At 49.6% G+C, this 25,789-nt stretch carries 33 protein-coding genes, 3 tRNA genes and 1 pseudogene; 2 read left to right on the top strand and 35 right to left on the bottom strand.

Annotation, left to right across the window (positions count from 1 at the left end):
- Nucleotides 1-14: 14 nt before the first annotated feature.
- From Q0J41_RS07440 to Q0J41_RS07380, 13 genes are all read right to left on the bottom strand, one after another.
- Nucleotides 15-1,442, bottom strand: coding sequence for an oligosaccharide flippase family protein (locus Q0J41_RS07440; protein WP_296228009.1), 1,428 nt, complete (start codon nucleotides 1,440-1,442; stop codon nucleotides 15-17).
- A gap of 3 nt (nucleotides 1,443-1,445) precedes the next feature.
- On the bottom strand, nucleotides 1,446-2,585 hold the full coding sequence (locus Q0J41_RS07435) for a CDP-glycerol glycerophosphotransferase family protein (protein WP_296228006.1): 1,140 nt from the start codon (nucleotides 2,583-2,585) through the stop codon (nucleotides 1,446-1,448).
- A 162-nt stretch (nucleotides 2,586-2,747) separates the two neighbouring features.
- Nucleotides 2,748-3,449 (bottom strand): GntR family transcriptional regulator, encoded by a 702-nt coding sequence (locus tag Q0J41_RS07430; protein ID WP_296228004.1) that lies wholly within the window; start codon nucleotides 3,447-3,449, stop codon nucleotides 2,748-2,750.
- A 66-nt stretch (nucleotides 3,450-3,515) separates the two neighbouring features.
- Entirely contained in the window at nucleotides 3,516-4,571 is a 1,056-nt protein-coding gene (locus tag Q0J41_RS07425; protein ID WP_296228002.1) for a hypothetical protein, read from the bottom strand.
- Between the two features lie 12 nt (nucleotides 4,572-4,583).
- Complete coding sequence (locus tag Q0J41_RS07420; RefSeq protein WP_296228000.1) at nucleotides 4,584-5,696, bottom strand: hypothetical protein; 1,113 nt, start codon at nucleotides 5,694-5,696, stop codon at nucleotides 4,584-4,586.
- 147 nt (nucleotides 5,697-5,843) lie between these two features.
- Nucleotides 5,844-7,451, bottom strand: a complete 1,608-nt coding sequence (locus tag Q0J41_RS07415) for a peptide ABC transporter substrate-binding protein (RefSeq protein WP_296227998.1) — start codon at nucleotides 7,449-7,451, stop codon at nucleotides 5,844-5,846.
- A 290-nt stretch (nucleotides 7,452-7,741) separates the two neighbouring features.
- Nucleotides 7,742-7,813: transfer RNA gene (locus Q0J41_RS07410), tRNA-Gln, on the bottom strand.
- Between the two features lie 5 nt (nucleotides 7,814-7,818).
- Nucleotides 7,819-7,900: transfer RNA gene (locus Q0J41_RS07405), tRNA-Tyr, on the bottom strand.
- 75 nt (nucleotides 7,901-7,975) lie between these two features.
- Nucleotides 7,976-9,031, bottom strand: coding sequence for a PTS transporter subunit IIC (locus Q0J41_RS07400; RefSeq protein WP_296227996.1), 1,056 nt, complete (start codon nucleotides 9,029-9,031; stop codon nucleotides 7,976-7,978).
- The gene (locus tag Q0J41_RS07395; RefSeq protein ID WP_296227994.1) at nucleotides 9,018-10,199 is read right to left on the bottom strand and encodes an aminotransferase class I/II-fold pyridoxal phosphate-dependent enzyme; all 1,182 of its coding nucleotides are present in this window, start codon (nucleotides 10,197-10,199) and stop codon (nucleotides 9,018-9,020) included. Before Q0J41_RS07395 ends, Q0J41_RS07400 begins: the two co-directional genes overlap by 14 nt.
- A 324-nt stretch (nucleotides 10,200-10,523) precedes the next feature.
- Nucleotides 10,524-10,694, bottom strand: a complete 171-nt coding sequence (locus Q0J41_RS07390) for a hypothetical protein (RefSeq protein WP_296227992.1) — start codon at nucleotides 10,692-10,694, stop codon at nucleotides 10,524-10,526.
- Between the two features lie 119 nt (nucleotides 10,695-10,813).
- A tRNA-Gln gene (locus Q0J41_RS07385) sits at nucleotides 10,814-10,885 on the bottom strand.
- A gap of 99 nt (nucleotides 10,886-10,984) precedes the next feature.
- Nucleotides 10,985-11,476 (bottom strand): YbhB/YbcL family Raf kinase inhibitor-like protein, encoded by a 492-nt coding sequence (locus Q0J41_RS07380; RefSeq protein ID WP_296227989.1) that lies wholly within the window; start codon nucleotides 11,474-11,476, stop codon nucleotides 10,985-10,987.
- Nucleotides 11,477-11,578: 102 nt separating this feature from the next.
- On the opposite strand from Q0J41_RS07380, the gene Q0J41_RS07375 reads away from it, so the two are divergent.
- Entirely contained in the window at nucleotides 11,579-12,748 is a 1,170-nt protein-coding gene (locus Q0J41_RS07375) for an MFS transporter (protein ID WP_296227987.1), read from the top strand.
- A 66-nt stretch (nucleotides 12,749-12,814) separates the two neighbouring features.
- Here the strand turns inward: Q0J41_RS07375 and Q0J41_RS07370 are convergent, their stop codons facing one another.
- A complete protein-coding gene (locus tag Q0J41_RS07370; protein ID WP_296227985.1) occupies nucleotides 12,815-13,438 on the bottom strand; it encodes an NUDIX hydrolase in 624 nt (207 codons plus the stop codon).
- A gap of 420 nt (nucleotides 13,439-13,858) precedes the next feature.
- Between Q0J41_RS07370 and Q0J41_RS07365 the strand changes: the two are divergent.
- A pseudogene (locus Q0J41_RS07365) lies at nucleotides 13,859-13,998 on the top strand (site-specific integrase); the annotation flags it as partial.
- Nucleotides 13,999-14,069: 71 nt separating this feature from the next.
- Here Q0J41_RS07365 and rpsI read toward each other — a convergent pair.
- From rpsI to Q0J41_RS07260, 21 genes are all read right to left on the bottom strand, one after another.
- Entirely contained in the window at nucleotides 14,070-14,465 is a 396-nt protein-coding gene (rpsI, locus tag Q0J41_RS07360; RefSeq protein WP_154546862.1) for a 30S ribosomal protein S9, read from the bottom strand.
- A 12-nt stretch (nucleotides 14,466-14,477) separates the two neighbouring features.
- Nucleotides 14,478-14,921: a 50S ribosomal protein L13 gene (rplM, locus tag Q0J41_RS07355; RefSeq protein WP_296227981.1), complete on the bottom strand. Its 444-nt coding sequence runs from the start codon at nucleotides 14,919-14,921 to the stop codon at nucleotides 14,478-14,480.
- A gap of 105 nt (nucleotides 14,922-15,026) precedes the next feature.
- Nucleotides 15,027-15,815 (bottom strand): tRNA pseudouridine(38-40) synthase TruA, encoded by a 789-nt coding sequence (truA, locus tag Q0J41_RS07350; protein WP_296227979.1) that lies wholly within the window; start codon nucleotides 15,813-15,815, stop codon nucleotides 15,027-15,029.
- On the bottom strand, nucleotides 15,815-16,612 hold the full coding sequence (locus tag Q0J41_RS07345) for an energy-coupling factor transporter transmembrane protein EcfT (RefSeq protein ID WP_296227977.1): 798 nt from the start codon (nucleotides 16,610-16,612) through the stop codon (nucleotides 15,815-15,817). The genes truA and Q0J41_RS07345 overlap by 1 nt, the downstream gene beginning before the upstream one ends.
- Nucleotides 16,605-17,468, bottom strand: coding sequence for an energy-coupling factor transporter ATPase (locus Q0J41_RS07340; RefSeq protein WP_296227975.1), 864 nt, complete (start codon nucleotides 17,466-17,468; stop codon nucleotides 16,605-16,607). The genes Q0J41_RS07345 and Q0J41_RS07340 overlap by 8 nt, the downstream gene beginning before the upstream one ends.
- Nucleotides 17,444-18,292 carry an energy-coupling factor ABC transporter ATP-binding protein gene (locus Q0J41_RS07335; protein ID WP_296227973.1) on the bottom strand — a complete coding sequence of 283 codons (849 nt, stop codon included), beginning with the start codon at nucleotides 18,290-18,292 and terminating at the stop codon, nucleotides 17,444-17,446. Before Q0J41_RS07335 ends, Q0J41_RS07340 begins: the two co-directional genes overlap by 25 nt.
- A gap of 188 nt (nucleotides 18,293-18,480) precedes the next feature.
- On the bottom strand, nucleotides 18,481-18,864 hold the full coding sequence (rplQ, locus tag Q0J41_RS07330) for a 50S ribosomal protein L17 (RefSeq protein ID WP_002878136.1): 384 nt from the start codon (nucleotides 18,862-18,864) through the stop codon (nucleotides 18,481-18,483).
- Nucleotides 18,865-18,887: 23 nt separating this feature from the next.
- On the bottom strand, nucleotides 18,888-19,826 hold the full coding sequence (locus tag Q0J41_RS07325) for a DNA-directed RNA polymerase subunit alpha (protein WP_270447288.1): 939 nt from the start codon (nucleotides 19,824-19,826) through the stop codon (nucleotides 18,888-18,890).
- Nucleotides 19,827-19,869: 43 nt separating this feature from the next.
- Nucleotides 19,870-20,259 (bottom strand): 30S ribosomal protein S11, encoded by a 390-nt coding sequence (gene rpsK / locus Q0J41_RS07320; RefSeq protein ID WP_201330222.1) that lies wholly within the window; start codon nucleotides 20,257-20,259, stop codon nucleotides 19,870-19,872.
- Between the two features lie 28 nt (nucleotides 20,260-20,287).
- Complete coding sequence (rpsM, locus tag Q0J41_RS07315) at nucleotides 20,288-20,638, bottom strand: 30S ribosomal protein S13 (protein WP_003613363.1); 351 nt, start codon at nucleotides 20,636-20,638, stop codon at nucleotides 20,288-20,290.
- A 25-nt stretch (nucleotides 20,639-20,663) separates the two neighbouring features.
- Nucleotides 20,664-20,780: a 50S ribosomal protein L36 gene (gene rpmJ / locus Q0J41_RS07310; RefSeq protein WP_002878160.1), complete on the bottom strand. Its 117-nt coding sequence runs from the start codon at nucleotides 20,778-20,780 to the stop codon at nucleotides 20,664-20,666.
- Nucleotides 20,781-20,794: 14 nt separating this feature from the next.
- Nucleotides 20,795-21,016, bottom strand: coding sequence for a translation initiation factor IF-1 (gene infA / locus Q0J41_RS07305; RefSeq protein WP_002878178.1), 222 nt, complete (start codon nucleotides 21,014-21,016; stop codon nucleotides 20,795-20,797).
- Between the two features lie 75 nt (nucleotides 21,017-21,091).
- Entirely contained in the window at nucleotides 21,092-21,745 is a 654-nt protein-coding gene (locus Q0J41_RS07300; protein WP_296227867.1) for an adenylate kinase, read from the bottom strand.
- Nucleotides 21,746-21,755: 10 nt separating this feature from the next.
- A complete protein-coding gene (gene secY, locus Q0J41_RS07295) occupies nucleotides 21,756-23,051 on the bottom strand; it encodes a preprotein translocase subunit SecY (protein ID WP_296227865.1) in 1,296 nt (431 codons plus the stop codon).
- The gene (gene rplO / locus Q0J41_RS07290) at nucleotides 23,051-23,491 is read right to left on the bottom strand and encodes a 50S ribosomal protein L15 (RefSeq protein WP_296227863.1); all 441 of its coding nucleotides are present in this window, start codon (nucleotides 23,489-23,491) and stop codon (nucleotides 23,051-23,053) included. The genes secY and rplO overlap by 1 nt, the downstream gene beginning before the upstream one ends.
- A gap of 20 nt (nucleotides 23,492-23,511) precedes the next feature.
- On the bottom strand, nucleotides 23,512-23,697 hold the full coding sequence (gene rpmD / locus Q0J41_RS07285; RefSeq protein ID WP_002878183.1) for a 50S ribosomal protein L30: 186 nt from the start codon (nucleotides 23,695-23,697) through the stop codon (nucleotides 23,512-23,514).
- Nucleotides 23,698-23,708: 11 nt separating this feature from the next.
- A complete protein-coding gene (gene rpsE, locus Q0J41_RS07280; RefSeq protein WP_296227859.1) occupies nucleotides 23,709-24,221 on the bottom strand; it encodes a 30S ribosomal protein S5 in 513 nt (170 codons plus the stop codon).
- Between the two features lie 16 nt (nucleotides 24,222-24,237).
- Complete coding sequence (gene rplR / locus Q0J41_RS07275) at nucleotides 24,238-24,597, bottom strand: 50S ribosomal protein L18 (RefSeq protein ID WP_270447284.1); 360 nt, start codon at nucleotides 24,595-24,597, stop codon at nucleotides 24,238-24,240.
- Between the two features lie 25 nt (nucleotides 24,598-24,622).
- On the bottom strand, nucleotides 24,623-25,153 hold the full coding sequence (rplF, locus tag Q0J41_RS07270; protein ID WP_296227856.1) for a 50S ribosomal protein L6: 531 nt from the start codon (nucleotides 25,151-25,153) through the stop codon (nucleotides 24,623-24,625).
- A gap of 24 nt (nucleotides 25,154-25,177) precedes the next feature.
- Nucleotides 25,178-25,576 carry a 30S ribosomal protein S8 gene (gene rpsH, locus Q0J41_RS07265; protein WP_296227854.1) on the bottom strand — a complete coding sequence of 133 codons (399 nt, stop codon included), beginning with the start codon at nucleotides 25,574-25,576 and terminating at the stop codon, nucleotides 25,178-25,180.
- Between the two features lie 22 nt (nucleotides 25,577-25,598).
- Complete coding sequence (locus tag Q0J41_RS07260) at nucleotides 25,599-25,784, bottom strand: type Z 30S ribosomal protein S14 (protein WP_296227852.1); 186 nt, start codon at nucleotides 25,782-25,784, stop codon at nucleotides 25,599-25,601.
- Between the last annotated feature and the right edge of the window lie 5 nt (nucleotides 25,785-25,789).

Genomic DNA, 25,789 nt, shown 5'->3' with positions numbered 1-25,789 from the left:
TTCCTTATTAGTAGCTATTTTTTCAAGCGCTTTTTGACGATCGTGACCAAGTCTGTGTTCAAGTCAAACTTCAAGAGCCAGAGAATGGCCAGGTACAAGGCTATAATGACCAGGGACTTGACCGTCATGTTGATAAAAGCACTTGGAATCTGCCAAGGCCACAGCATCCCTGCCGCCAGGCTGATCCCCATGGCCAAAAAGCACTTGGGCACATCGCTGAAAGTTTCCTTGAAGTCATAACCATCCCGCACGATCCAGCAGCGCAGAAAGAGAACGACAGCTTCAGTCAAGAGGATCGCCACCATGGCCCCTGCTGCCCCGAAAGGCCGGTCCAAAAAGTAGCTGAAGACCAGCTCCAGGACCGCCCCGATCGTAACCGGAATGGCATAGTCCTTGTCCCGCTTGTTGGCCAGGGCAAACTGGTTGGCGAAGACCCCGCCCATAGGGATCAAGATGATGGTCAAGGTGAAGAAGAACATCAAGGGGGTCATCGGGATATATTTTTTCCCGAAGAAAAAGGGCACGAATTCCTTGGTATTGGCCATGACCACCATGGCAAACATGGTTCCCAGCATGGTCGTGGCTTCCAGGGACTTCTTCAAGACCTTCTTCTGGGTTTCCTTCCCCTGGACCGCCATCTGTGGCATGATGACCAGAGAAATACTGGTGATAACCCCCAGGATCATGTTGGAAATCCGCTGGGAATTATCATAGTAAGAGACCTGGGCCGTATTTTGGAAGAGGCCCAAAAGGGGCTTGTCCAAGGAAGTGTAAATCTGGGTCGCGATCTGGGGAATCATCAAGGTCATGATCGCCCGGCGGGTTTCCACGAAATGATAGAAATGCTTGACTGGCCGGCCGACATACTTGCCGATGCTGAACCAGAAGACAAAGGAACCCAGCATAGTAGACACGGACATGATCAAGAAATACTTCCACAGGTCAGCCGGACTTTTGATCAAAAGCAAGATAAAGACCACGCTGACGACCTTGACGATGGTGTTTCTTAAGACCACCCGGCCAAAATCAGCCAGGCCCTGGAAGAACCAGGAGATGTCAAACTGGGCGGCAATCAAGTATGGCAGCATCAGCAGGAAGTAGTTCCAGTAACGGACCTTGAGGGCCAAGCAGGTCAAGACAGTCAAGGCGATGGTTACCAAGCCGCCGATAAACTGGAAGTACCACAAGCCCCAGAAGGCCTCGGTCAGTTCCCCGCTCTTGTTTTTGGCCCTAGCTTTAGAGATGCTTCTGACCCCGATATTGGATAAAGACAGGACACAGAAAATCATCAGAAACTGGACCGTGTTGTTGACGCTGGAATAGATCCCGTAGGTCGTCGGGCCCAGGACTCTGGACAGGTAAGGAACCGTGATCAAGGGCACCAGGACCAGGAAGACCTGGTAGACCGCGTTATAGAAGATGTTCAGAAAAGTTTTTTTCAAGGATCAGACCCCGCTTAAGTAATCAAAAATTGTCTGGCAGGCCTGGCCGTGGTCGGCCTGGTCGCTCAGCTCCAGCCACTTTTTCCGCTCAAGGCCATACCCGTCTTTTTCACCCAGCTGCTTGACCAGGTTAGCCTGGCTGGCCACGCAGGGACCAGGGACGATTTTTTTATAAGGCCCCAGCAAAAAGCCCCGGGTCTTTTCATACTGGGCCAGGTAGTTGGTGATGAAAATCAGCGGCTTGTCCAAATGGAGGTAGTCAAAGTAGATCGAAGAGAAGTCGGTCATGAGGAAGTCGGTGGCTCCCAGGATTTCGTAGAGGTCCAGCTTTTTCGCCAAAAGATCGGAATTGTTCAAAAAGGCCACGTGCTTGGCCGCTAAGTGGAAGTCGCTGAAGAGCTTCATTTCCCAAGGGTGGAGCTTGACCAGGAGGTACTGCTTTCTAGCAGCCAGGGCCTGGTCTAAAGCGGCCAGGTCGAAGTCGCTGAAGGCAAAAAAGTTCCCTTCCTTAATCCGCTCCATCACTTCCGGCTCTTCCAATTCATAGCGGAAAGTCGGCACATAGATCCCTACTTGGGCCTCCGGGTCCTGGCAGGAGAAAAAGTCAGCCAGAAGCTGTTCTTTCTTATAAGGAGACTTGAGCAAGGAATCAATTCTGGGGAAACCCAGCTGGACATAGCGGGGACCTTCAATCCCCATGCAGGCGCTCATCAAGCTTTCATAGAGTTCCGAACTGGCGGTGACCAGGTCGGCCATCTTGTGCCAGAGCTTTTCATTTCTCTGGTTGTCCCGGCGCTGAGTATTGTTGGCCATGGTCCCCATCCGCTTTAGCGGAATCCCATGCCAGAGGGCCAGGTTGACCTGGCTTTTCCGGACCTTGAAGGGCTGGTGGGTGGTCAAGACGTACTTGGCCCGGCCGATTTTTTGCCAGTCTGACCAGGGCAGGTGGGAAGAAGGCCAGGGCTCGATCAAGTAGGCCGTGACTTCCGGGTGCTCGCGGCGCAGATATTTATAAAAAAGGTAGCCATTTGACCCCGACCGGCCGGCCCCGTTCAAAATCACGTATGTGTTGGGGTCTTCTTTTTGCCAGCGGGCCAAAAATTTCATGACTGCCAGATATAGGCGGAATAGTATGCTTTTCATAGTGCCTCGTTAATCATTAGCTAATAGTATCAAGTCCATTTTAGCAAATTCGCCCCCTGCCGCCAAAAGCAAGTTCCATCTTTTGCCCTTTTTTAAAGGAAGCAAAAAGAGGCAGGACTGAACCTGTCTCTTTGTCATTCTCTTATTCAGCTATCCAGCTGGCTATTTGCTGAAAGTAAATTCGAAGCGCTCACCCACGTATGAAGCCCGCGTGTATTCAAAGGGCCGGCCATCGGCCAGTTTGGTGACCTGCCGGCGGGTAATCAAGGCTTCCCCACGGCGGCAATTGAGCAGGCGGGCCTCCTGTTCATTGGCGACAGTGGCTGAGATATACTCAGTTGCATCCCCAATCTGGTAGCCCCCCTGCTTTTCCAAGGTCTGGTAAAGGTGGCTTGACACGTCTTCTTTGGCAAAAGCCGCGATCAGGTCTTCTGGCACCGTCACGATTTCATGGCAGATTGGCACCTGGTCGGCATAGCGGATCCGCTCCATGCGCAGAACCTTGTCGCCGCCTTCAAGGGCCAGCCGCTCCTTTTCAGACAGGGAAGGCTGGGTGATCTTGTAAGACACCAGTTTGCTGGACGGGGTCTGCCCGTTGGCCCGGGTAATCTCAGTAAAGGACATGATCCCGGACATCTTTTCCTGGACCTTCTGGCTGGCCACGTAAGTCCCGCTGCCCAGCCGTCTTTCCAAAATCCCTTCTTCTTCCAGGGTCTTGATGGCCTGACGCAGGGTCATTCGCGACACCTTGAACTGCTCGGCCAGCTGCCGTTCGGCTGGAATCCGGTCCCCCACCTGGTAGACATGGTTTTCAATGTCCCGGCGCAGCTGGTTGTGAATTTTGATGTACATTGGTTCTTGCATCGGTCTGTCCCCCCACAGAATCATCAAGCTTGGATCTTAATTAAATTCTATAGCAAAAGGCGGCCTTTAGACAAGTTTACATTTAATTCCCGTCAATTTTACCTTGCCCCGGCCAGTCTGCTTGACCAGTAGCTGGTCCTGGTCGCTCTCCAAAATATTACCCAAGATTCCGGCTTTGTCGGCCAGGCGCAAGTGGCTGCCAGCCACGTTTAAGAGGGCATCCTGCAGGCGGACCTGGACTGAGCCACTTAGGCTAAGCCAAGTGCCTTCGCTGCAGGAAAAGTGCGGCCGGCAAAAAAAAGCCTTGCCCTGGCCCATGATTTCCCCTACCTCCAAGTGGCAGTTGGTTAAGTTGCTGCTCCCGCTGACCTGCTTGAATTGTTTAAAAGTGCAGTTTTGGAAAGCAGCTGATTTGGCTTTTTCCAAAAGGGCTGTCCCCGGCAAGTCGCAGTTCAAAAGGTCTGCCTGGCCGTTTTTCAGAGTTAAAGACAGGGCAGACTCAGTGACGTAAAGGTCGTTTCCTTCGCTCAAGCTGGTCACTTGGTCAAAAGCCGTCTGGTCAAAGTGCCCTTCATAGGCCGAACTTTCCTCCAGGACAAAATCCCCCTTGATCTGGGACTGGCTGATGGCTAATAGGCCAAAGCCATTGCCGGTAAAAGCAGCTGGAGTTGCCGCGATTTCACTGGAAGAGATCTGGACATGCTGCTCCTTATCGCCAACCAGGCGGATTACCCCTTTGACCTGGCAGGAGTAAAGTTCCAGCCAGACCGGTCCCTGGGTCATGAGAGCCGTGTCTGCTGCTTCCAGCCGGCAGCCGCGCAGGGTCAGGTAAGGAGCATTTTCTCCTTCGTCAACTCTGACCAGGGCCCCGGCAATTGCCTTGGTCTTGACGGCCAGGTTTTCCAGGGTCAAATAGCGGCCATCCAGGATGACCGTGCCAACCAGTGTCGTCATATCTGGAGCTGTCCCCGTCCCCTTGATCACGATGTTCTTCAGCTTTTTCCCAAAAGGAATTTGATAAAAGCCGGGAGCCAGCATGAGCACGTCATCGTCTTCCAGCTGGTCTAAAGCTTGCTCCCAGGACAAGTCCCGGGGGTCCTGGCTTACTTTGATTAAGCGCATGGTGGCTCCTTTCTATTCCTTCCGTTCAGTCCACTTGATCCCCATCAAAGAGATATTTTCCGGATGCTCACACTTGATTTCCAGTGGCGCCCCCTGGTAATAAAGGGCATTGGCCACTAAGCGGGCATCATTGTCTACCAAAACCGGCCAGTTCTGCGGGTCAAATTGCAGGTTCCGCCCCTTCAATACCGCCTGGTCGACCAGGAAGATGAAGTAAGGGTAGTCGCCGTTGCCGGAGAAGGTCACTAAGCTGCCTTCCAGGAAGCTTTTGCCTTCCAGGCTGACCGCGGCCGCGATCTGGACATTGGATAAAAAGCTCTGGCTCTCCCCTCTGGCCTGGAAACTGTAGAGCTGGCTGTTCTGCATTAGCAAGTGGCAGTGGTCTTCGATGGCCAATTGGCTAGGCATTTGGCTCTCCAGGATGTTCAGCCAGCATTCGCCCCGGGCATAAAGGCTGTAGTCCCGGTTAAGAAAACGGCAGGCGTAGACATTAACCCAGCTCTTGCCGCCTAAGTTAAGGTTGCCGATGGCGGAGTTATTGATGTTTAATTCGATGTTGCTGGAATCAAAGCTGTTGACCGTCCCCCGGATCTCGGAATTATTAATGATGGCCGTCCCGGTCCCTTCCAAAGAGATGGTGCCGAATTTTTCTGATTCATAGTCCAGCAGGCAGTCCGCCATTTCCAGGCGGAAATTGGCTTTTTCAAAAAAGGACAGGGTCCCGTTGAGCAGGCGGCAGGAGTACATTTCCACCGTGTCCTGGCCGTTGACGGAAATCGTAGTCGTCATGCTGCCGGTCCCGGTCAAGACGCAGCCGCGCAGGATCAGGTAGCTGTTGGTCTCTTCCGGCAAATCCAGGGTATTTACGTCCCCGTAAGGTTCCAGAGTCAAGTTTTCAAAAACCACCCGGGAGCTGTTTTTCCCGATTGAGAAAAAGCTGCGGATCCGGGTGTCTTCCGGACTGGCCCCCAGGCCCTTGATGGTCACGTCTTCTAATAGCCGGCCCCGGGGCCAAACGTAATAGCCGGGCTCCAGCAGCAGATAGTCCCCCGGCTCCATGTCGAGCATGGCCCGGTGCCAGGTCACTTCACCACCGCCGCTGCCAACTTTGATGTATTTGCTCATGTCCGCCTCCTGGTCAAAAAACTAAATACTATTGTACCCGCTATACGGGCAAAATAGTTGCAGAATGCTTCTTTTTTTCGCAAAAAAAGCCGTCAGTTTCTTCCTTATTGAGAGAAACTGGCAGCTTTTACCGGCTTAGAACTTGTTTTATTTAATCTTGATGTCCCAGTAGTAGGCAACAGTCCCGTAAGGAGACAGGCGGAAGCCGGTCACCTTGGACTTAAGCAGGTAGGAAACCCCGGCTTGGTAGAGTGGTGCCGCGAAAGCATCCTTTTGGATCAATTGCTTTTCAGCAGCGATCAAGCTGGCCTGTCGCTTGGCTGGCTGGGTGGCGTAAGTGCTCTTCGCCTGGTTGATTTCCTTCCAGAAAGTGCTGTTCTTGTAGTCAGTTTCCAGGTTGAAGAGGCCACCGATGGTCAAGTAGTCGATCGGGTCCTGGAAGCTTGGCTGCCAAGTCCCGTAAACCATGTCAAAGTTATGCTTGGTCGTGTCCGCCAGGCGGGACTTCAGTGGAATTGACCGCAATTTAACGGTCAAGCCCGGCAGGTTCTCCATCAAGTTGCTCTGCAGGTATTCACCTACCCGCTTAGACGCATCCATATCACTGGTTAAAAGCTCAATCGTGATCTTGGACTTGCCCAGCTGCTTTTTGGCCAAAGCCCATTCCTTTTGAGCTTGCTTTAAATTGTAGGTCATCAGCTTGCCGGCACTGGTCCGGTAGTCCTTGCCGCTTTCATCATAGATGAAGTCACTGGCTACCAGGCCTTGGGCAGCCTTGCCCGAGTGCAAGACCGTCTTCACCAATTCCTGCTTGTTCACGCCCAGGCTGATTGCCCGGCGGACGTGGACATTACCGGTGGTCTTACGCTTGGTGTTAAAGACCATGTAGCCGTTAGTTGGCGTAGTCTTAGTGTGGTAGTCAGCATTCTTTTCATACTGCTTGACGTAGTCAGCATCAACTGGCGCGTAGTCCAGCTGCCCGCCCTTGTAGAGGTTGAGGCCGGTAGAGGTGGTCTTGATGACCTGGACCTTGACCGCGCTCAAGCTGACTGACTTGGCATTCCAGTAAGTCTTGTTCTTCTTCAAAGTCCACTTGAGGTTGGATCCGGTCCACTGGCTGACAGTAAATGGTCCGTTGTAAACCAGCTTGCTAGAGCTGGTCCCGTAGCTAGACCCGTACTTTTTGACGATCTTCGTGTCCTGCGGGTAGAACTGGGCCCCAGTCAAGAGGTCCGGCAAATACTGGATCGGGTTTTCTAGGGTAATCTGCAGCTTGTACTTGCCCAAGGCCTTGATGCCCAGGCTGGACACCTTCTTCTTGCCAGCTACGATGTCCGTCCCGTTCTTGATCACCTGGTAGCTGTCGCTGTCCAGGGAATCGTTCTTGGGGTCAACTGTTCGCCGCCAGGCAGTGACGTAGTCCTGGGCCGTTACCGGATCCCCGTTGGACCACTTGGCGTTTTTTCTAAGGGTAAAGGTGTAAACCTTCTGGTCCTTGGACTTGGTCACCTTGACCGCCCCGGCCAACTGGGCCTGCCCCTTTTTATCAAAACGGTAGAGCCCTTCCATGGAGTTCTGCAGGGTTTCAGAGCTGACAGTGTCCCCGTACTTGCTGGAGTCCAGGGTGCTGATTTCACCGGTCACGGCTGTCTTCATCACCTGCTTGGAGCTGGAAGCCTCCTTGTTTTGCCCGCAGGCCGTCAAAAGCGCCGCCGTAGCTAAAAGCGTTACTGACACAATCCTCTTCTTATGCAATTTCTTGCCTCCCGAAATTTTACTTAATCTATCCAATCTAATCTTACTTGCATTTATACTTCTTGAACTTACTAAAAGTAACCAACAACTTAGTTTTTAGTATAGCAAGTAATACTAAGAATGTACATCATTACTTATGAAAGAAAGACATTTTCTCTGAAAGTAACCTTTCTCATCTATTTTTAAGCATTTCCCCTGGCCAAAAATTGCTTTTCTTTTGCTTGGGACAAAAAAAGAGCTCCTGACTCAGTCAGAAGCTCTTCTTTCGGGTTGGGTGTTCTTTAGAACAATTGCGTTAGCTGGATTCGAACCAGCGCATGACGGTACCAAAAACCGTTGCCTTACCACTTGGCTATAACGCAATCAATGGAGGAAAGTGGATTCGAACCACCGAACTCAGAGAGAGCGGTTTTACAGACCGCCGCGTTTAGCCACTTCGCTATTCCTCCGTTGAAGTACTCTATTATATTAACGAAAAAACAGGGCAAGTGCAAGGCTTTTTGGCAATTTTTTTACTTTTTAGCTTAAACTTCCAGGCGCAGGTCTTCTGCCTGAGCAAAGCTCAAGCGGTCGATGAAAAGCCAGCGCATGAAGAAGCCCAAGGCGACCGGGTAAACAACGTAAAGAACCATCAAAAGGATGATGCTCCCCCAGCCTGGCGTCATCTTGGCGTAAGCCGCCAGGGGCCCGATCAGGCCGCTGAAGCCAAAGCCAGCGGAATTTGGCGTCCCCTGCAGGTTGAAGATGGCAGCCAGCAGACCGGACAGACCAGATGAAAGCAGGACTGGGACAAAGAGCTTCGGCTTTTCCAGCATGTTGGCCATCTGGATCTTAGGCGTCCCAATGAAGTGAGCCAAGGTGGTCCCCATCCCGTTGACGCTGTAGCTCATGATCCCCAAAGTATAAGCTGCCCCGGTGATGCCCAGGTTAGCGGCTCCGGAAGCAACCCCAGTCAAGCCGATCGCCACCGCGATCCCAACTGAAGAAATCGGCGACACGATCATGGCCGCGAAGGACATCCCGATCAAGACACCCATCAAGAGTGGCTGCAGCTTGGTGAAGGCCATGACGATCATGCCGATAAAAGTGGTCACGAATTTAACGTATGGCAAGATCAAGAGGCCGATCCCGCCGCCAACGACCAAGACGATGATTGGCAAGAGAATAGTCGTGTAGGAAGCAAGCTTGTTGCCAATCAATTTGATCAAGAGGATGGCCAGGGTGATCGTCAAGCCGATGTTGATAACGTCACCAGTCCCGGCGACCATAATCAAGCCGTTTTTAAAAGTAACCGCGCCAGACCCGATCATGGCCGCGGCTGCGACCGAACACATCTGGATCATGTTCATCTGGAAGAGGTAGGCCGCGCAGAAGCCGGCCATAGCCGCCAACAGGCTCTGGGTAAAAGTAGTGATGTTGATAACCGTCTGGGCAAAAGCCGGAGCTACACCCAAGAGGGCCTTCATCAGCTGGCCTAAAATCGCGGCCGGCACCAGGGCAGCAATGACCCCAAGTCCGATCCCATTTAAAATGTTCAGCGTGCCTTGCTTAAGGCCGTTTATTTCTTTACTTTCCATCATTCTTATTTTCCTCGACAAATTTCTTGATTCTGCTTACGCCTTCTTTAATTTCGTCCAGGGCTGTCGCGTAGGAGAAGCGGAGCCAGCCCTGCCCGCCCTTGGCGAACCAGGAACCAGCACAAACCCCGACATGGGCCTGGTCAGCCAGCTCATAAACGAATTCCGTGTCTTTTTGGTTAAGACCGGCTGGAATCTTGGCCCAGATATAGAAGGCCCCCTGCGGCTTGATCACTTCAAAGCCGATTTCCGTTAAAGCCTGGTAGAGGTAGTCCCGGCGCTCCTTGAAGGCAGCCTTCATTTCCCGGGCATCCCTGTCCCCGTTTTTAAAAGCTTCCTCAGCCGCGTCCTGCATTGGGGTCGGTTCAGTCGTGGTGATGAACTGGTGAACCTTGGCCAGCTGGTCAGTGATTTCCTGGGGAGCAGCCATGATCCCGATCCGGTAGCCGGTCATGGCCCAGGACTTGGAGACCCCATTTAAAACAATGGCCTGGCTTCTGAGGGACTTGGCCATTGAGGCGTGCTCTTGCTCGTAGTTTAGTTCACTGTAGATTTCATCACAGAGGACAAAAGTTGGCCGGTCCTTGATCACCGCCGCCAAAGCATCCAGCTCTTCCTGGCTGTACATGACCCCGGTCGGGTTGGTCGGGTAGTTCATGACCAGAATCCGGAGGCGGTCGCCGTATTCGGCAACGGCTGCCTGCAGCTGGTCTGGCGTTAATTTGAAGCCGGTCTTGGAAGTGTCGATCTGGACAACTTCCGCTTTTTCCAAGGCCGCGTCAGCAATATATAAAGGAAAGATCGGAGTTGGCAGAACCATTACGTCACCTGGGTTGATGATGGCAGACATGACTGTGTAGATGGCTTCCGTTGCCCCGTTGGTGGCGATGATTTCGCTTGGCTTATAGTGCATGTCGTAATGCCGGGCCAGGAAGTCTGCCGCCGCTTTTCTGAGTCCAGGCGTCCCGTTTGAAGGAGCGTAGTGGGAGTGGTTATCCACGATCCCCTTGATGGCAGCCGTCTTGATATGGTCCGGGGTATTGAAGTCCGGTTCGCCAACCGTGAACTTGACGATGTCCGGGTACTGGCTCGTATACTTGGCAAAATTCAGAATAGCTGAAGACTTTACTTCTGCTACCCCCTGCTTAAAGTGCTTCGTTAAATCAACCATGGTGTCCTCCTTGGCTACCGTAAAAACAAAAAATCGTGGATCAGATGATCCACGATTACCAAAGTCTGCTAATGCGCGTGTTCTTGAAACCGCCGGATCCTGATTCCTACCGTTTCAAAAAATGCTGAGAAAACTCTTATTATTGAAACTGCAGATGCATGTTCTTGCTTGAAGACTTGCACCCGCAGATGCAAGCTAGTTCCAGTAATAAAAGCTAAAGAATTTCGCGTTCTTGCTGATTAAAGCGTTCATGATTCTTGTCCTCTCTCAACATTTGCTGCTTCAACTATATCTTAAATATAAATTAAAGTCAAGCATGGCGCGTTAATTTTCTTCCCATTTTTTAGGATTGGCCAACAGGTCCTGCATGGCCTGCAAGAGGTCGCGGCCAACCGTGATGGTACCAGGCTTAAGGAAGTAGCTCAAGGAAATTTCTTCTTCCAGCTGGCCTAGCAGCTTTTGCATTTTTTCCGCTTCTTGTTCTTTTCCAGCCATCTGCTGCCTCTTTTCTTAAAATCAATCTGCCAACAAAAGTTCTTTTCCATTTTACCAGATTTTTGTCTTGCTTTTTTAGCGCGCAAAAAAGGCCAAGCCTTCCGGCCTAGCCTTGCTTATTGCGTTAGCTGGATTCGAACCAGCGCATGACGGTACCAAAAACCGTTGCCTTACCACTTGGCTATAACGCAATCTTACTTGTGAGCTGATCGCTCAACAAATACTATATTACCTAATTTCCCAGCTTTGGTCAACAGTTTCCGGCAACTTTTTCTAAAAAATCTTTTACCTTAAACCCGGGCCGGCAGGTCAAGCTGGCTTTCAGCCAAGACCTTGCCCTTCAAGGCGCGCAAGAATTCATTGTAGTAATAAGGCTCTTCCAGGTCCAGCTTCTCGCTTAAAGCGTAGACCCGGAAGCGGTAGTCGTGATCCTTGTCCGGCGGAGTCGGCCCGATATAGCCCGTATGCACTTCTTCCGGATCATTCAAAAAACGAGAAACAGTACTGTTGTAGCCCTGAGGCGTATCCGTCGTCCGGCTGAAGTCAGCTGGAATTTCGCTGACTGCCGGCACGTCGCTGGCCAGCCAGTGGATCCAGGCAAAGCCGCAGACCGGAATGGAATCATAGTCGACCAAGGACCAGGCCAGGTACTTGCTCCCTTCCGGCAGGCCCGTCAAAGTAAAGGGAAAAGACACTACCGGGTTGCCGGCTTCTGTAACGCTGGCATACTTGGCATATTCATCGGGCAAATAGCCCTTGTCCAATTTAACTTGAATCTGCATAGTTAAACCTGCTTTCTTTACTCAAGACTTACTATCATCATCTTCATTTTAACATTTTTTCTGTTAAACTAATTAAGAGTGTATTCTTATAGGAGTTTTCGCATGTCACGTTACAAAATTCAAGCCTTTCTTTTCGTCTTCGTGGCCTTCATGTTGGGCTGCAATGAATATATGATCGTCGGTGTTTTGCCGGATATTTCCCGGGAAATAAATGCCTCCCTCAGCAGCTTGGGCTACCTGGTCACCGTATTTGCCCTGGTTTATGCCATCGCTACTCCCCTGGTCACTTCCCTAACCAAGTATTTCAAGCGCCACCAGCTCCTCTTCTTTTTGATGGGGATCTTCTTTATCGGCAACACCTGGACGGCCTTGTCTTACAGCTATATCAGCCTGCTTTTGTCCAGAATCCTGTCTGCCACTACGGCCGGGGCGATTATTTCCCTGATCTTGGTTATCGCCAATTTCGTCGCGCCCTTGGAAAAAAGGGCCTCGCTTCTCTCCTGGATTTTTGCCGGCTTCTCGATTGCTTCCATCATTGGCCTGCCCATCGGGACCTTCATCTCAACCACTTTTTCCTGGCATGCCAGTTTCTGGATGATCTCGCTTCTGACGCTCGTAACCTTCGCCCTTTTACTGATCTTCGTGCCCCGGGACACCCCACAGAGCCAGTCCAGCAAGGGTAATAAGCAGTTTTCCATCCTGGGCAACCGGCAGATCCAGCTGACCCTCCTGGCTATCATTTTGGCCTGCGCGGCTCAGTATACCTACTATACCTACATCCGGTCCTTGATCACCGACTACATGCATTTCCCAAAGAGCTGGCTGAACATCTTGCTCTTGCTGCTGGGCTTAGCCTTTATCGCCGGCAACAAGACCGGGGGCTTTCTGGCAGACCACGGCGGGATCAACCGCCTGCCCCTGGTCTTCGGCATTCAGACCATCCTGCTCTTCCTCTTGGCGCCGCTTTTGCCGCTGTCCTGGCTGGCCTTCCTGTGCATCGTCGGCATCTGCTGCACCAACAGCATGTACGGGTCATCCACTCAGGTTTATTTCCTGGACCTGGCCGCGGCTGAATATCCAGAGTCAATCGACTTCGCCTCCAGCTTCAACTCGATTTTTGCCAATATCGGCATTTCCCTGGGCTCCTTTACGGCGGCGCAAGCGGCAGGCTTGACTGGTATTTCCAGCACCCCCTACTTTGGCGGGGTCTACAGCTTGCTCAGCTGCCTCTTGATGGTCCTGGTCTGCCGGCAATTAGCTGCTAGGAAGTAAGGAAAACAAAGAAAAATAGGAATTGAAAAAGAATAGATAGTAAAAACTCGCCTCACGGCGAGTTTTTTAGTCGAATAAAGTTTGCCAGTTGGCATCCCGGTGCGCGGCAAAGCACATCTTCACCTGTTCAGTTGAATTCTTATTTTCCGCCAGGGGTGGCAGGTCATCTTCTTTAAACCAGGCTGCCTGGCTGGTTTCGGAGTTGGCCTGGAATTCCCCGCCTAAGGACTGGCAGAGATAATAGATATCGGTAATCCCGTAAGGATGGATGGAGCCATGGTGCTTGAAGTGGTCTTGAATAGCAATAATTTTGACCGGTTTGACAGTTAAACCTGACTCTTCCCGGCACTCCTTGACGCAGTTGTCAGCCGGAGACTGGTCGACATCACACCAGCCACCGGGCAGGGACCAGTGCCCTTCTTTTTCCTGGACCAGGAGAATCTGGTCATCCTTGAAGATGGCCGCCCTGGTCGCGACTTTCGGGGTCTGGTAGCCAATTTCATTGCAAAAGAGCTCTTTGACCTTGTCATAGTTGACCTCACTTTTTTCCGCTAGCATTTCCGCGGCTATTTCCCGCAGGCGGCTGTAGCGCTCAGTGTCAAACACATCCTTGCTGTAGGCCAGGCCGGTCTGCCCAATCGCTTGGATTTCCATGGCCCAGTCAATCAATTTGTCGCCTTTTTTCATCATGCCCTCTTTTCCTTCTGCTGTAATTGTTTCTGCCTTAATTATAGTCAAAAGCGGACTTTTTGACCGCAAAAAAGCAGATCCGGAGATCTGCTTTCTTTACAATCTTTAATCTTGATTATTTGATCTTTAGATTACTTACTATTAATTAACCTATAGAGTTCCAAAACGCCTAAAACCAGACTAAACCCTCCTAAAATCAAGTAGTCATATGGCGAATTAGAACTTTCTGTCCGTACTGTTAATCTTGCGGCAGACCACCCCGTAAAAAATATAAATATAAACGCCAATATGCTTCTAGCAACTTTACTGGTCAAGATTTTTTTCATAATACTTTTTATATTCCCGTTTCATAAAATGTAAGCATTCTCTTTAATTTCATGTCAATTTTACCCCCATTAAGCAAAAATACAAGTAACAACTAAAAAAATAGGTATCCCTGCAAGCACATTTCATGGCTTAAGAGATACCCACCTTTCTACTGAAAAGCATTATCCGAAATTGATGCAGAAAAAAAGCACCAGCAAGATGCTGATGCTTTAAATCTCTTGGATTCGATATGATCTGTTGTGACCATATGTGACCGTTTGAAGTCTCGAAACCGCTGATCTGATGCCGTTCTTGACGATCCAGATTAACGCTTTGAGAATTGTGAAGCCTTGCGGGCCTTCTTCAGACCTGGCTTCTTTCTTTCCTTCATTCTTGGGTCACGAGTCAAGAAGCCAGCCTTCTTCAGTGGACCTCGGAAGTCTGGGTCTACTTCAAGAAGGGCACGGGCGATACCATGACGGATCGCACCGGCTTGACCTGAGAAACCACCACCGTTAACGTTAACGATAACGTCGTATTGGCCTTCAGTTTCAGTCAAAGTCAAAGGTTGCTTAAGGTCCTTAACCAAGATTGGCAATGGAATGTAGTCAGCAACATCCTTGTTGTTAACAGTGATCTTACCATCGCCTGGTACTAAACGAACGCGAGCTACGGCGTCCTTACGACGACCAGTACCTGCATATGCAGCTTGTTGTGCCATCTAAACTACCTCCTAGATCAAATTGTTAATGTCTAACTTTTCAGGCTTTTGCGCTTCGTGCTTGTGTTCTTCACCAGCATAAACGTGCATCTTCAAGAATTCTTGGTGGCCAAGAGTGTTCTTTGGAAGCATACCCTTAACTGACAATTCAACCAATTTAACAGGGTTCTTGGCAAGCAATTCGCCGGCTGAAACAGACTTCAAACCGCCACGCCATTCTGAGTGGTGGTAGTAGATCTTGTCAGTAGCCTTCTTACCAGTAAGCTTCAACTTAGAAGCGTTAACGATGATGACGTTGTCACCCGTGTCAACGTTTGGAGTAAATTGAGGCTTGTTCTTACCTCTAAGGATAGTAGCAACAGCAGTTGAAAGACGACCCAATGAAACATCAGTAGCGTCAATCAAGTACCACTTACGTTCAATTTCACTAGTCTTTGCTAATGGTGTAGTACGCAATGTAAATTCCTCCGTTTAATTCGTAGTTTGAATACAATAAGTTTCCGGGGCCTATCGTGGACAAACATACTCTTATATCATATGTCCTAAATACCAAAATGTCAATTATAAATCAAGGTCGAGCCGATATTTTCTTGGCACTTCCTCGTAAAAGACATGGTAAAGGTACAAGCCGCTGGCCTGGGCAGTCTGCTGGACCTCCAGCCGGTTCTTGGCCGCGATCACCCGCTTTAAGTCGTGCACCGGCCGGCGGCCATTGCCGATCTCTAGCAAGGTGGCCACCAGGATCCGGACCATGTTGTACAAAAAGCCGGTCGCGATAAAGTCCATGATCACTTCGTTGTTTTCTTCATCCAAGGCCACATTGACATAGTACATGTCCCGAACTTTATCCTCAATCTGCCCGCCGCTAGCCGCGAAACTGGTAAAATCATGCCGGCCCAGGAGGTCCTTGGCAGCTTCCTGCATCTTATCCACATCCACCGGATATGGATAATGGCCTGTGTAAAAACGCTTGAAGGGGTTCACGAAGCCGTCCAGGCTGACCCGGTAGCGGTACCACTTCCCCTTGACGGAAAAGCGGGAGTGGAAATCTTTATCCACAATTTCACAGTCAGTAAAAACCATATCCATCGGCAGCTGGGAATTTAGGGCCTTGATCATGTTGGCTGCCGGAATTTCCCTGCCTGGATAGTCAAAGTGGATTACCTGCCCGACTGAGTGGACTCCGGCATCAGTCCGGCCTGACCCGAAGACCCGGACCTCCTGGCCTTTGGTCATCCGCTTGAGGATCTCCTCTACCGTCCCTTGAATCGTTCTTTGCCCAGGCTGGGACTGGAAACCATGAAAGTCATGGCCGTCATAGGACAATGTCAATTTGTATCTGCTCGTCATCAATGCATCCTTGTCGTGATCATCAAAATTGTCAACAGCAGGCAGTAAACAGCCGGAATCAAGTCCACCTTGCTCCATTCCAGAATCCGATAGCGGGTCCGGCCTTCACTGCCCTTGTAGCCCCGGGATTCCATGGCTGTGGACAAGTCTAGGGCCACTTCCAGAGAATCGATAAAAAGCGGCACCAGCATCGGAACGACTGACTTGGCCCGCTTGACCAGGCCGCCGTCGTTAAAGTCGGCGCCCCGGGACCGCTGGGCATTCATGATATTGACCGTCTGGTCAAACAAGGTCGGCACGAAGCGCAAGGCGATCGAAATCACCAGACTGATCATGCCCACGTTGACCTTGAAGAGCTTGAGCGGCGTCAGCATCCATTCCATGGCATCCGCGATTTCCAAGGGCTTGGTCGTCACCGTCATCACCGTTGACACCAGAATAATCATGGCAAAACGGATGAAGACGTACAAACCATTGATCAAGCCCTCGCTGGACAGGGTAAGTATCCACCAGTGCCAGTAGACTTTTCCACCGGCCATGAAGAAGGTCTGCAGAAGGGAGGTAAAAACAATCAGCCAGATCATTGGCTTGACCCCGTCCCAAAAGACTCTGGCCTTTAAGCCCGTCGCGAAAACGCAGGCCAGGCCAAAGATGCTGATCACCAGATAGCTGACCCAGTTGTTGGCCAGGAAGATCATGATGATAAAGTAAAAAGTCGTCAGCAGCTTGGCCCGCGGGTCTACCCGGTAGACAAAGGTCGTCCCCGGCAGGTAGCGGCCGATAATAATCTTACTCATGCTCTCCCCCCTTTAGGCTTTGCTTGATCGCGTCCGCCAGTTCCGGCATAGTCAAGGGCTGGCCCGGCAGCTTTAAGCCGGCTTCCTCAAGTTTTGCGGCAAAACGGGCGCTGCGGGGTTCAGCTAGGTGGTGCTTTTGCAGCCATTCACTGTCTTTGAAGACTTCCTTAGGGCTGGCGTGCTTGATCAAGCGGCCATGTTCCAAGACCAGGACGTCGTCGGCGTAATCTGCCACGTCATCCATGTTGTGGGTTACCAAAATCACCGTATGCCCGGCTGCCTGGTAGTCCTTAAACAACTGCATCATTTCCAGCCGCCCCATTGGGTCCAGGCCAGCTGCCGGCTCATCTAAACAGATGATCTCCGGCTCATAGGCCAAAACCCCAGCCAGGGCCACCCGCCGCATCTGCCCGCCGGACAGGTCAAATGGCGAATGCTCAATCAAGTCATCTTTCAGACCCACCTTTTTAAGCCATTTTAAGGCCGCCTCACGGGCCTCATCTTCACTGAAGCCAAAGTTCCTTGGCCCATACTCAACGTCCTTTAGAACCGTGTTTTCGAAGAGCTGGGCCTCAGGGAACTGAAAGGCCAGGCTCACCTTGCGGCGCAGGTCCTTCAAGCCCTTATTCCCAGTCTCGGGGGTGATAGTGTAGCCCGCGATTTCGATCTTGCCGCTGGTAGGCTTTAACAGCGCGTTAAAGTGCTGCATCAAGGTCGACTTGCCGCTGCCCGTATGGCCAACCAGAGCGATGAACTTCCCCTCTTCCAGACTGAAATTCAGCTGGTCCAGGCCGATCGCCTCCAGCGGTGAGCCAGGGCTGTAGATATAACTTACATTTTCGAATTTAATTGCCATAAGCTCTGAACCAACTTTTCCTCATCATCAATTTCATCCGGGAGCACAATCCCCCGTTCCTTCAAGAGCTGCTTGAGCCGGTAGACAAAGGGAATGTCCAGGCCGATCCGCTCCAGCATCTCCACCTTAGAAAAAATTTCCTCCGGCTTGCCCTGGTCCAGCAGCTGGCCGTCGTCTAAGACCAAAACCTGGTCAGCCCCCGCAGCTTCTTCCAAGTCGTGGGTGATGGAAATAACCGTCAAGTTATTGTCTTCCTTGATCTTCCGGACCAGGTCCAAAATCTGCTCCTTGCCTTCTGGGTCCAGCATGGAGGTCGACTCATCCAGGATGATGACCTGGGGCTTGACCGCCAAGATTCCGGCGATCGCTACGCGCTGTTTCTGCCCCCCTGAGAGGTTGCTGGGCTCGCTGTCGGCATAATCAGCCATACCAACGTCAGCGACCGCCTGAGCGACGATTTTCAGCATTTCCGGCCGGGGTACTGCCCGGTTCTCCAAGCCAAAAGCAACATCGTCACTGACCGTGGCCCCGACAAACTGGTTATCAGGATTCTGGAAGACAATGCCGACCTTCTCTCTGACTTCCCAAACCGTGTCAGCCCTCAGCTTGACCCCGTCAACCATGATAGTGGACTTGTCCAAGTCATCCGGTGCCAGCAGGCCATTGATCAATTTAGAGACCGTCGACTTGCCGCTGCCGTTATGGCCGATCAAAGCTGTCCAGCTTCCCCGCTCAATCGCAAAAGAGAGGTCAGAAACTGCTGGCCGCGGGCTGTCCGGGTAAGTAAAAGTCACATGGTCAAAAGAAATAATATTGTCGCTCATCGCGTCACCACCTATTTGCTCATTTTCTTCTATTGTATCAAGTGACGGAAAAAAAGCGAAAAAAAAATCATCCATGAAGAGGGATGATATCGAACCATCTAAGCTAGACTAAGGTTTCCCCATCATCATCGCGCTTATTCTCGCTTTCATGAATAATTTCAAAAAGTATTAAATTTACAGCTTAAGAATTAAACCAATTCCAAAACTACCATAGGAGCTGCGTCACCCTTACGAGGAACTGCCAGCTTCATGATCCGGGTGTAACCACCGTTACGGTCCTTGTAACGAGGAGCTACGTCGCTGAAGAGCTTTTGAAGTGCTGACTTAACAACTACTTCGTCGCCTTCTTCGTGGATATCAGCGATTTCGTTACGTACAAAAGCAGCAGCCTTTCTTCTTGCAGCCAAGTCACCGCGCTTGCCCAAAGTGATCATCTTTTCAGCAGTGCGACGTACTTCCTTAGCGCGAGCTTCAGTAGTGACGATGCGTTCGTTAATGATCAATTGGGTAGTCATTTCACGGAGCATAGCTTTTCTTTGACTACTGTCCCAACCTAATTTACGGTATGACATTAATGTGCCTCCTTTATTACAGACTAGTCTTCTTGACGAAGTGAAAGACCCAGGTCTGCCAATTTATTCTTAACTTCTTCCAATGATTTACGTCCCAGGTTGCGTACCCGCATCATTTCTGCTTCTGACTTAACAGTCAAGTCTTGCAGGGTGTTGATGCCAGCCCGCTTCAAGCAGTTGTATGAACGAACTGAAAGGTCCAGGTCCTCGATAGTCATTTCGAGCTTCTTTTCCTTTTGGTCGTTCTCCTGTTCTACCATAACTTCGCCGATTTCGGCAGCAGCGTCAGCTGATTCGAAGGCCTTGAAGTGTTCGACCAGAACACGGGCGGCAAAGTTGAGGGCGTCATTCGGAGCGATTGAACCATTTGTCCAAATTTCCAGGGTAAGCTTGTCAAAGTCTTCTCTCTTACCAACCCGGGTTGATTCAACTTGGTAGTTAACCTTTTCGATTGGTGAGAAAAGTGAGTCAACTGGAATGTCACCAATAGACATTTCAGCAGTCTTGTTTTCGCTGGCTGGTACGTAGCCCCGGCCGTTGCAGACATCAATCCACATGTGCAGGTGGCCACCTTGAGCGATGGTACAAATGTATTGGTCAGGATTCAAGACTTCCACATCAGCGTCAGCCTTCAAATCTTCAGCAGTTACCGTAGCTGGACCTTCAACGTCGAGTTCGATCGTCTTTACTTCTTCAGTATAGGCTCTGAGTTCAAGCTTCTTCAGGTTCAAGATGATCTTGGTTACGTCTTCCTTAACACCGGGAACAGTAGTGAATTCGTGCAAGACACCATCGATCTTCACCTTCACCAAACCGGTCCCTGGAACAGAAGTCAGCAAAACCCGACGCAGTGAATTACCTAAGGTAGTACCAAACCCACGCTCCAGCGGTTCAACGACAAACTTACCGTAACTGTCTTCTTGATCCACGACGGTAATATTTGGTTTTTTAAATTCAATCATTACTGGGCCCCTTTCAAAACGCACGTCTCAAAGTAAGATTTTATTAAACACGACGACGCTTTGGTGGTCTAGAACCGTTGTGAGGTACTGGAGTAACGTCACGGATTGAAGTGATTTCCAGACCAGCAGCTTGCAGAGCACGGATTGCTGATTCACGACCAGAACCTGGGCCCTTAACTGATACTTCGATGTGGTTCATACCTTGGTCAATTGCGCTCTTAGCAGCAGCTTCGGCAGCCATTTGCGCAGCAAATGGAGTAGACTTACGGCTACCCTTGAAACCCAAAGCACCAGCTGAAGACCAAGCAACGGCGTTACCTTGAACGTCAGTAATCATAACTAAAGTGTTGTTAAACGTTGAGTGAATGTGAGCCACGCCACTTTCAACGTGCTTCTTCACACGACGCTTACGAGCAGTTTTCTTTGCAGGCATCAATAAACCTCCTTATATTATTTTTGGATTAACGGCTTCTCTTAGCACCCTTACGAGTACGTGCGTTGTTCTTGGTGTTTTGACCACGAACTGGAAGACCGCGACGGTGACGGATACCACGGTATGAACCGATATCAACAAGACGCTTAATGTTCATGCTTACTTCACGACGCAAGTCACCTTCAACACGGTACTTGTCGACTTCTGCACGAAGCTTTTCTTGTTGTTCTGGGGTCAAGTCCTTTGAACGAACGTCTTCAGATACACCGGCTGCTGCACAGATTTCTTGTGCAGTGTGTTCACCGATACCGTAAATGTAAGTTAAAGCGATAACAACTCTTTTATCTCTTGGTAAGTCAACACCAGCGATACGTGCCATATAATGCACCTCCTACTTTCTAAAATTAACCTTGACGTTGCTTGTGCTTTGGATTTGCAGGGCAAATAACCATAACACGACCATGTCTCTTAATGACCTTGCAATGTTCGCACATTGGCTTAACAGATGGTCTAACCTTCATGTTTGCCTCCGTTTTTATTTAATAAACCGATACGTAATTCTACCTTTAGTCAAGTCATATGGAGACAGCTCCACAGTGACCCGGTCGCCAGGCAGGATCCGAATGTAGTGCATTCTGATCTTGCCGGAAACGTGAGCCAAAATAGTGGCACCGTTTTCCAATTCGACTTTAAACATAGCATTAGGTAAGGTATCAACTACCTTACCTTCTACTTCAATGACATCATCTTTTGCCAAAGTTGCCCCTCCGCAATCAAAACAGTCATACTTCGAAATTATAACACGTTCGAAAAAATTTGCAAATTCTTTCAGCTAATCCTTGCTCAGGATAGCGTCGATATCTGCAAAAACTTTTTCAGGTGCTTGTTCGCCGTTTACAGTAGCGAGCAAACCCTTCTTGTCATAGTACTCCTTCAATGGAGCGTTCATCTTTTCGTTAACTTCCAGCCGGTTCTTGACAACTTCAGGCTTGTCGTCTTCACGTTGATAGAACTCGTGGCCGCCGCAACGGTCGCAAGTCCCTTCGACCTTAGGTTTCTTTGAGAACTTGTTGTAAGTTGCGCCGCAATTCTTGCACATGAACCGTGCAGATAAACGATCGATTAAAGTCTCTTCCTTGACATCGATTGCGATGACGTTGGTCAGCTGCTTGTTCAAGCGGGTAGTGATTTCGTCGAGCAATTCTGCCTGGTTAGTCGTTCTCGGGAAACCGTCAAGAATGAAACCATTCTTAACGTCGTCTTGACCGAGACGATCTTCAACCAACTTAGCAGTTACTTCGTCTGGAACCAAATCGCCCTTGTCGATGTAAGACTTGGCTTCCAAGCCTACTGGAGTCTTGTTAGCCATAGCTTCTCTAAACATATCACCGGTTGAAATGTGAGCCAAGTGATACTTGTCAACGATTTGTTCAGATGCAGTACCCTTGCCTGCGCCTGGCAGACCAAGAAGAATCAAATTAATCATATTTTTTCACCTATCTAATAAATCCGGCATATTCACGCTTCATCAACAAACCGTTGATTTGCCGTGACAATTCCAGAACAACCCCGATAACGATCAACAAGCTGGTCCCACCCAAGCCAATTGAACTTGGCAGGTCCCAGATGTTGGTTGCAAGCTGTGGAAGCAAAGCAACCAAACCCAGATATACGGACCCGACCGTTGAAAGCTTCAGCAACATTGAACTCATATATTTCTCAGTGTCCTTACCTGGCCACACGCTAGGAATATATGCACCCTGCTTTTGTAAGTTTTCCGCCAGCTTCTCAGGATTTACCTGAACGAAGGCATAGAAGAAAGTAAATAGAATGATCAAAAGGGTGTAGATAATTGCACCAGGGGTCGTCTGCAAGCTAAAGATATTCGATAAGACCTGATACCAAGTCGTGTCGCCGTACTTGCCTTGGAAAGCCATCAGAATCGTGGCTGGCGTAACGATGAACGAACTGGCGAAGATAACTGGAATAACGCCGGAGACGTTAACCTTTAATGGTAGAAAACTTTCTGATCCACTGGTCGCCGCTCTTCTCGTATATTGGATAGGAATGCGACGATCAGCTTGTTCAACCCAGGTAACGAATTTCGTTACCAATAAAATTGCGACAATAAGCGCAACGAAGAACGCAACTCCTTGCCAGCGATCACTTGCACTGTTGTTGATCACCTGATCTTGGAAGACTTGGTAAAGTCCGCCTGGCAGGCGGGCAATGATCCCAGCAAAGATAATTACTGAAACCCCATTGCCTAAACCCTTATCGGTAATTTCATCACCCAGCCAAGTTAACAGGAAGGTACCAGCTGTCATGATCATACCGATTTCGAAGTAGGTTTGCCAAGTTTGAGTCTTAACCAGACCGAAGGAAGACAAGGCGTTAAAACCTAATGTAATCCCCACACTCTGGACAAAAGCAACAAACAGCGTTAAATACCGGGTAACCTGATTGGTTTTGCGCCGACCAACTTCCCCTTGCTTGCCCCATTCGACAAGCGTTGGTACGATGTCCATCTGCAGCAGTTGGATAACGATTTGCGCGGTGATGTATGGTGATACCCCCAAAGAGAAGATGGAGTAGTTGTCCAAGCCACCACCGGAAACCGTATCTAACACGGAAACAAGTCCCGTATTAGCAACCGTCGTCAGAGCTTTCGCATTTATCCCCGGAACTGTAATATTTGCACCGAGTCGGTAAATTACAAGGATAAACAAAGTATAGAAAAGCTTATTTCTAATTTCCTTATCCTTGAAGGCGTTCTTCAAGGTTGAAAACATTAGATCACCTCTACAGTGCCACCAGCTGCTTCGATCGCGCTCTTAGCAGCTTCAGAAACCTTGTTAACCTTTACAGTCAACTTAACGTTCAATTCGCCGTTGCCAAGTACCTTGACACCAGACAATTGCTTCTTAACCAAGCCCTTAGCCTTCAAAGCTTCGAAGTCAACTACGCTGCCTTCTTCGAACTTGTTCAAATCTGCAAGGTTAACGATTGCGTATTCCTTGCGGTTGATGTTCTTGAAACCACGCTTAGGCATAGTTCTGAACAATGGCATTTGACCACCTTCAAAACCTAAACGGGTGTTACCGCCGGAACGTGCGTGTTGACCCTTTTGACCACGACCTGAAGTCTTACCGAAGCCACTTGAAGTACCACGGCCGACACGCTTTCTAGCGTGGCGTGAACCTTCGGATGGGTGTAATTCATTAAGTTTCATTAAATTGGACCCTCCTTGATTTATTTGTTAACTTCTTCAACAGAAATTAAGTGAGCGATTTTCATCAGCGCGCCACGAGTTGCAGCGTTGTCTGGTTGGACAACAGTACTGTTGATCTTGCCTAAGCCGAGAGCTTTAACAACTTTTCTTTGTTCAGGCAGACGGTGGGCAACACTTCTAATTAAAGTAATCTTTAAATCTGTCATCTATAATCTCCCTAATCTTGCAAGCTCTTAGCTGATTCACGAAGCTTCAGAACGTCTTCGCGAGTCTTCAACTTTTGCAGACCATCGATAGTGGCCCGGATAACGTTGATTGGAGTGTTTGAACCCAAAGACTTGGAAGTAACGTCGCCGACACCAGCCATGTCCATAACGATACGTACGGCACCACCAGCTGCAATACCAGAACCGGCTTCAGCTGGCTTAAGCAGAACGTTACCTGAGCCGTAGTGGCCAAGTACTTCGTGAGGAATAGTAGTACCAACAGTTGGAACTGAGATCATGTTCTTCTTGCCGGCTTCGACTGCTTTGCGGATAGCTTCTGGAACTTCAGTTGCCTTACCAGTACCAAAGCCAACGTGACCCTTCTTGTCACCAACGACAACTAAGGCAGCAAATCTTTGACGGCGACCACCCTTAACAACCTTGGTAATCCGGTTGATAGCGACCAGTTGATCTTCGATGTCGTCCTTGTTTCTACGATTTCTTGAATCGTTGCGGTTTGCCATGTGTTAATCTCCTTTCCTAGAATTCTAAGCCGTTTTCACGAGCTGCGTCAGCCAAAGCTTCTACACGACCGTGGTAGATGTAACCACCTCTGTCGAAGACAACTTCAGTGATGCCCTTGGCCTTACCAGCTTCAGCGATGGCCTTGCCAACAGCTTGAGCTTGTTCTACCTTGGTAGCATCCTTTGAAACGGACTTGTCTAAACTTGAGGCACTTGCAAGCGTGACACCCGCTACGTCATCAATCAATTGAGCGTAGATGTTAGTGTTTGAACGGAAAACACTCAAGCGTGGGCGCTCAGCAGTACCAGAAATCTTACCGCGAACACGTCTGTGGCGCTTTAAGCGCAACTTGTTTTTATCTGGTTTTGAAATCACAATTTCACCTCAAAATTATTTTCTATTACTTACCAGTCTTACCTTCCTTGCGGCGAACGACTTCGTCAGCGTAACGGATACCCTTGCCCTTGTAAGGTTCAGGTGAACGTACAGCGCGAATTTCCGCAGCAAATTGGCCGACTACTTGCTTTGAGATACCTTCAACAGTAACGTCAGTTGCTGATGAGGTAGTAACAGTAACGCCTTCTGGGGCCTTCATTTCAACTGGGTGTGAGTAGCCAACGTTCAGAGTCAAGACATTGTTCTTGGCAACTGCACGGTAACCAACACCGATCAGCTTCAATTCCTTCTTGTAGCCAGTTACGACACCTTCGATCATGTTAGCCAGGTTGGCTCTCATAGTGCCGTGGATAGCCTTGTCATTTTCGTTTGAACGAGTGAAGCGGATTACGCCGTCTTCTTGTTCAAACTTGATGCGTGGGTCGAATTCTCTAGTCAATTCACCCTTTGGGCCCTTAACAGTAATTTCATTACCATTCTTGGTAACAGTGACACTTTCAGGGACGTTAATTACCTTTAAACCAATACGGCTCATTAATTGTTCTCCTTCCTGTCAGAATTACCAAACGTAAGCGATAACTTCGCCGCCGACGTTCTTTTCTCTAGCTTCCTTGTCGGTAAGGATACCAGCTGAAGTAGAAACAATAGCGATACCTAAGCCATTCAGAACCTTTGGCAGGTTGTCAGCTGAAACGTAGTTTCTCAAACCTGGCTTGGAGATACGCTTCAAACCGGAGATAACACGTTCACCGTTTGGACCGTACTTCAAGGTAACCTTGATTACGCCTTGCTTACCGTCTTCAGTTACTTCGTAGTCACGGATGAAACCTTCTTGCTTCAAGATTTCTGCAAGTGACTTCTTAATGTTTGATGCAGGAATTTCTACTGAATCGTGCATAGCCATGTTGGCGTTTCTGATTCTAGTCAAAAAGTCTGCGATTGGGTCAGTCAATACCATCTATGCTATCCTCCTTACCGATTTACCAGCTGGCCTTCTTAAGACCAGGAATTTGACCTTTGTGTCCCAATTCCTTCAGGCAAATGCGGCACAAACCAAACTTGCGGTAAACAGAGTGTGGACGCCCACAACGTTCGCAGCGAGTGTATTCACGTGAAGAAAACTTTGCAGGACGGTGATTTCTTTCCTTTTGTGATGTCTTAGCCATGTATG

The sequence above is a fragment of the uncultured Lactobacillus sp. genome (assembly GCF_944327175.1).
GTDB lineage: Bacteria > Bacillota > Bacilli > Lactobacillales > Lactobacillaceae > Lactobacillus.
The sequence above is the reverse complement of the archived record's forward strand: the minus strand, read 5'-3'. Positions and strand labels throughout refer to the sequence as shown.

Excerpts from the sequence above, each read along its gene's own strand:
- truA (WP_296227979.1), bottom strand. The coding sequence starts at position 15,815 with ATGACGAGCAGATACAAATTGACATTGTCCTATGACGGCCATGACTTT.
- Q0J41_RS07325 (WP_270447288.1), bottom strand. The coding sequence starts at position 19,826 with ATGATTGAATTTAAAAAACCAAATATTACCGTCGTGGATCAAGAAGAC.
- Q0J41_RS07435 (WP_296228006.1), bottom strand. The coding sequence starts at position 2,585 with ATGAAAAGCATACTATTCCGCCTATATCTGGCAGTCATGAAATTTTTG.
- secY (WP_296227865.1), bottom strand. The coding sequence starts at position 23,051 with ATGTTTTCAACCTTGAAGAACGCCTTCAAGGATAAGGAAATTAGAAAT.
- Q0J41_RS07260 (WP_296227852.1), bottom strand. The coding sequence starts at position 25,784 with ATGGCTAAGACATCACAAAAGGAAAGAAATCACCGTCCTGCAAAGTTT.
- Q0J41_RS07400 (WP_296227996.1), bottom strand. The coding sequence starts at position 9,031 with ATGATGGAAAGTAAAGAAATAAACGGCCTTAAGCAAGGCACGCTGAAC.
- Q0J41_RS07425 (WP_296228002.1), bottom strand. The coding sequence starts at position 4,571 with ATGCGCTTAATCAAAGTAAGCCAGGACCCCCGGGACTTGTCCTGGGAG.
- Q0J41_RS07370 (WP_296227985.1), bottom strand. The coding sequence starts at position 13,438 with ATGATGAAAAAAGGCGACAAATTGATTGACTGGGCCATGGAAATCCAA.
- Q0J41_RS07395 (WP_296227994.1), bottom strand. The coding sequence starts at position 10,199 with ATGGTTGATTTAACGAAGCACTTTAAGCAGGGGGTAGCAGAAGTAAAG.
- Q0J41_RS07380 (WP_296227989.1), bottom strand. The coding sequence starts at position 11,476 with ATGCAGATTCAAGTTAAATTGGACAAGGGCTATTTGCCCGATGAATAT.
- Q0J41_RS07300 (WP_296227867.1), bottom strand. The coding sequence starts at position 21,745 with ATGATTAATTTGATTCTTCTTGGTCTGCCAGGCGCAGGCAAGGGTACT.
- rplO (WP_296227863.1), bottom strand. The coding sequence starts at position 23,491 with ATGAAACTTAATGAATTACACCCATCCGAAGGTTCACGCCACGCTAGA.
- Q0J41_RS07340 (WP_296227975.1), bottom strand. The coding sequence starts at position 17,468 with ATGGCAATTAAATTCGAAAATGTAAGTTATATCTACAGCCCTGGCTCA.
- Q0J41_RS07430 (WP_296228004.1), bottom strand. The coding sequence starts at position 3,449 with ATGCAAGAACCAATGTACATCAAAATTCACAACCAGCTGCGCCGGGAC.
- rplF (WP_296227856.1), bottom strand. The coding sequence starts at position 25,153 with ATGAGCCGTATTGGTTTAAAGGTAATTAACGTCCCTGAAAGTGTCACT.
- rpsE (WP_296227859.1), bottom strand. The coding sequence starts at position 24,221 with ATGGCAAACCGCAACGATTCAAGAAATCGTAGAAACAAGGACGACATC.
- Q0J41_RS07420 (WP_296228000.1), bottom strand. The coding sequence starts at position 5,696 with ATGAGCAAATACATCAAAGTTGGCAGCGGCGGTGGTGAAGTGACCTGG.
- Q0J41_RS07345 (WP_296227977.1), bottom strand. The coding sequence starts at position 16,612 with ATGAGTAAGATTATTATCGGCCGCTACCTGCCGGGGACGACCTTTGTC.
- Q0J41_RS07390 (WP_296227992.1), bottom strand. The coding sequence starts at position 10,694 with ATGGCTGGAAAAGAACAAGAAGCGGAAAAAATGCAAAAGCTGCTAGGC.
- Q0J41_RS07375 (WP_296227987.1), top strand. The coding sequence starts at position 11,579 with ATGTCACGTTACAAAATTCAAGCCTTTCTTTTCGTCTTCGTGGCCTTC.
- rpsI (WP_154546862.1), bottom strand. The coding sequence starts at position 14,465 with ATGGCACAACAAGCTGCATATGCAGGTACTGGTCGTCGTAAGGACGCC.
- rpmD (WP_002878183.1), bottom strand. The coding sequence starts at position 23,697 with ATGACAGATTTAAAGATTACTTTAATTAGAAGTGTTGCCCACCGTCTG.
- rpsH (WP_296227854.1), bottom strand. The coding sequence starts at position 25,576 with ATGGTATTGACTGACCCAATCGCAGACTTTTTGACTAGAATCAGAAAC.
- rplQ (WP_002878136.1), bottom strand. The coding sequence starts at position 18,864 with ATGTCATACCGTAAATTAGGTTGGGACAGTAGTCAAAGAAAAGCTATG.
- rpmJ (WP_002878160.1), bottom strand. The coding sequence starts at position 20,780 with ATGAAGGTTAGACCATCTGTTAAGCCAATGTGCGAACATTGCAAGGTC.
- rpsK (WP_201330222.1), bottom strand. The coding sequence starts at position 20,259 with ATGCCTGCAAAGAAAACTGCTCGTAAGCGTCGTGTGAAGAAGCACGTT.
- rpsM (WP_003613363.1), bottom strand. The coding sequence starts at position 20,638 with ATGGCACGTATCGCTGGTGTTGACTTACCAAGAGATAAAAGAGTTGTT.
- Q0J41_RS07335 (WP_296227973.1), bottom strand. The coding sequence starts at position 18,292 with ATGAGCGACAATATTATTTCTTTTGACCATGTGACTTTTACTTACCCG.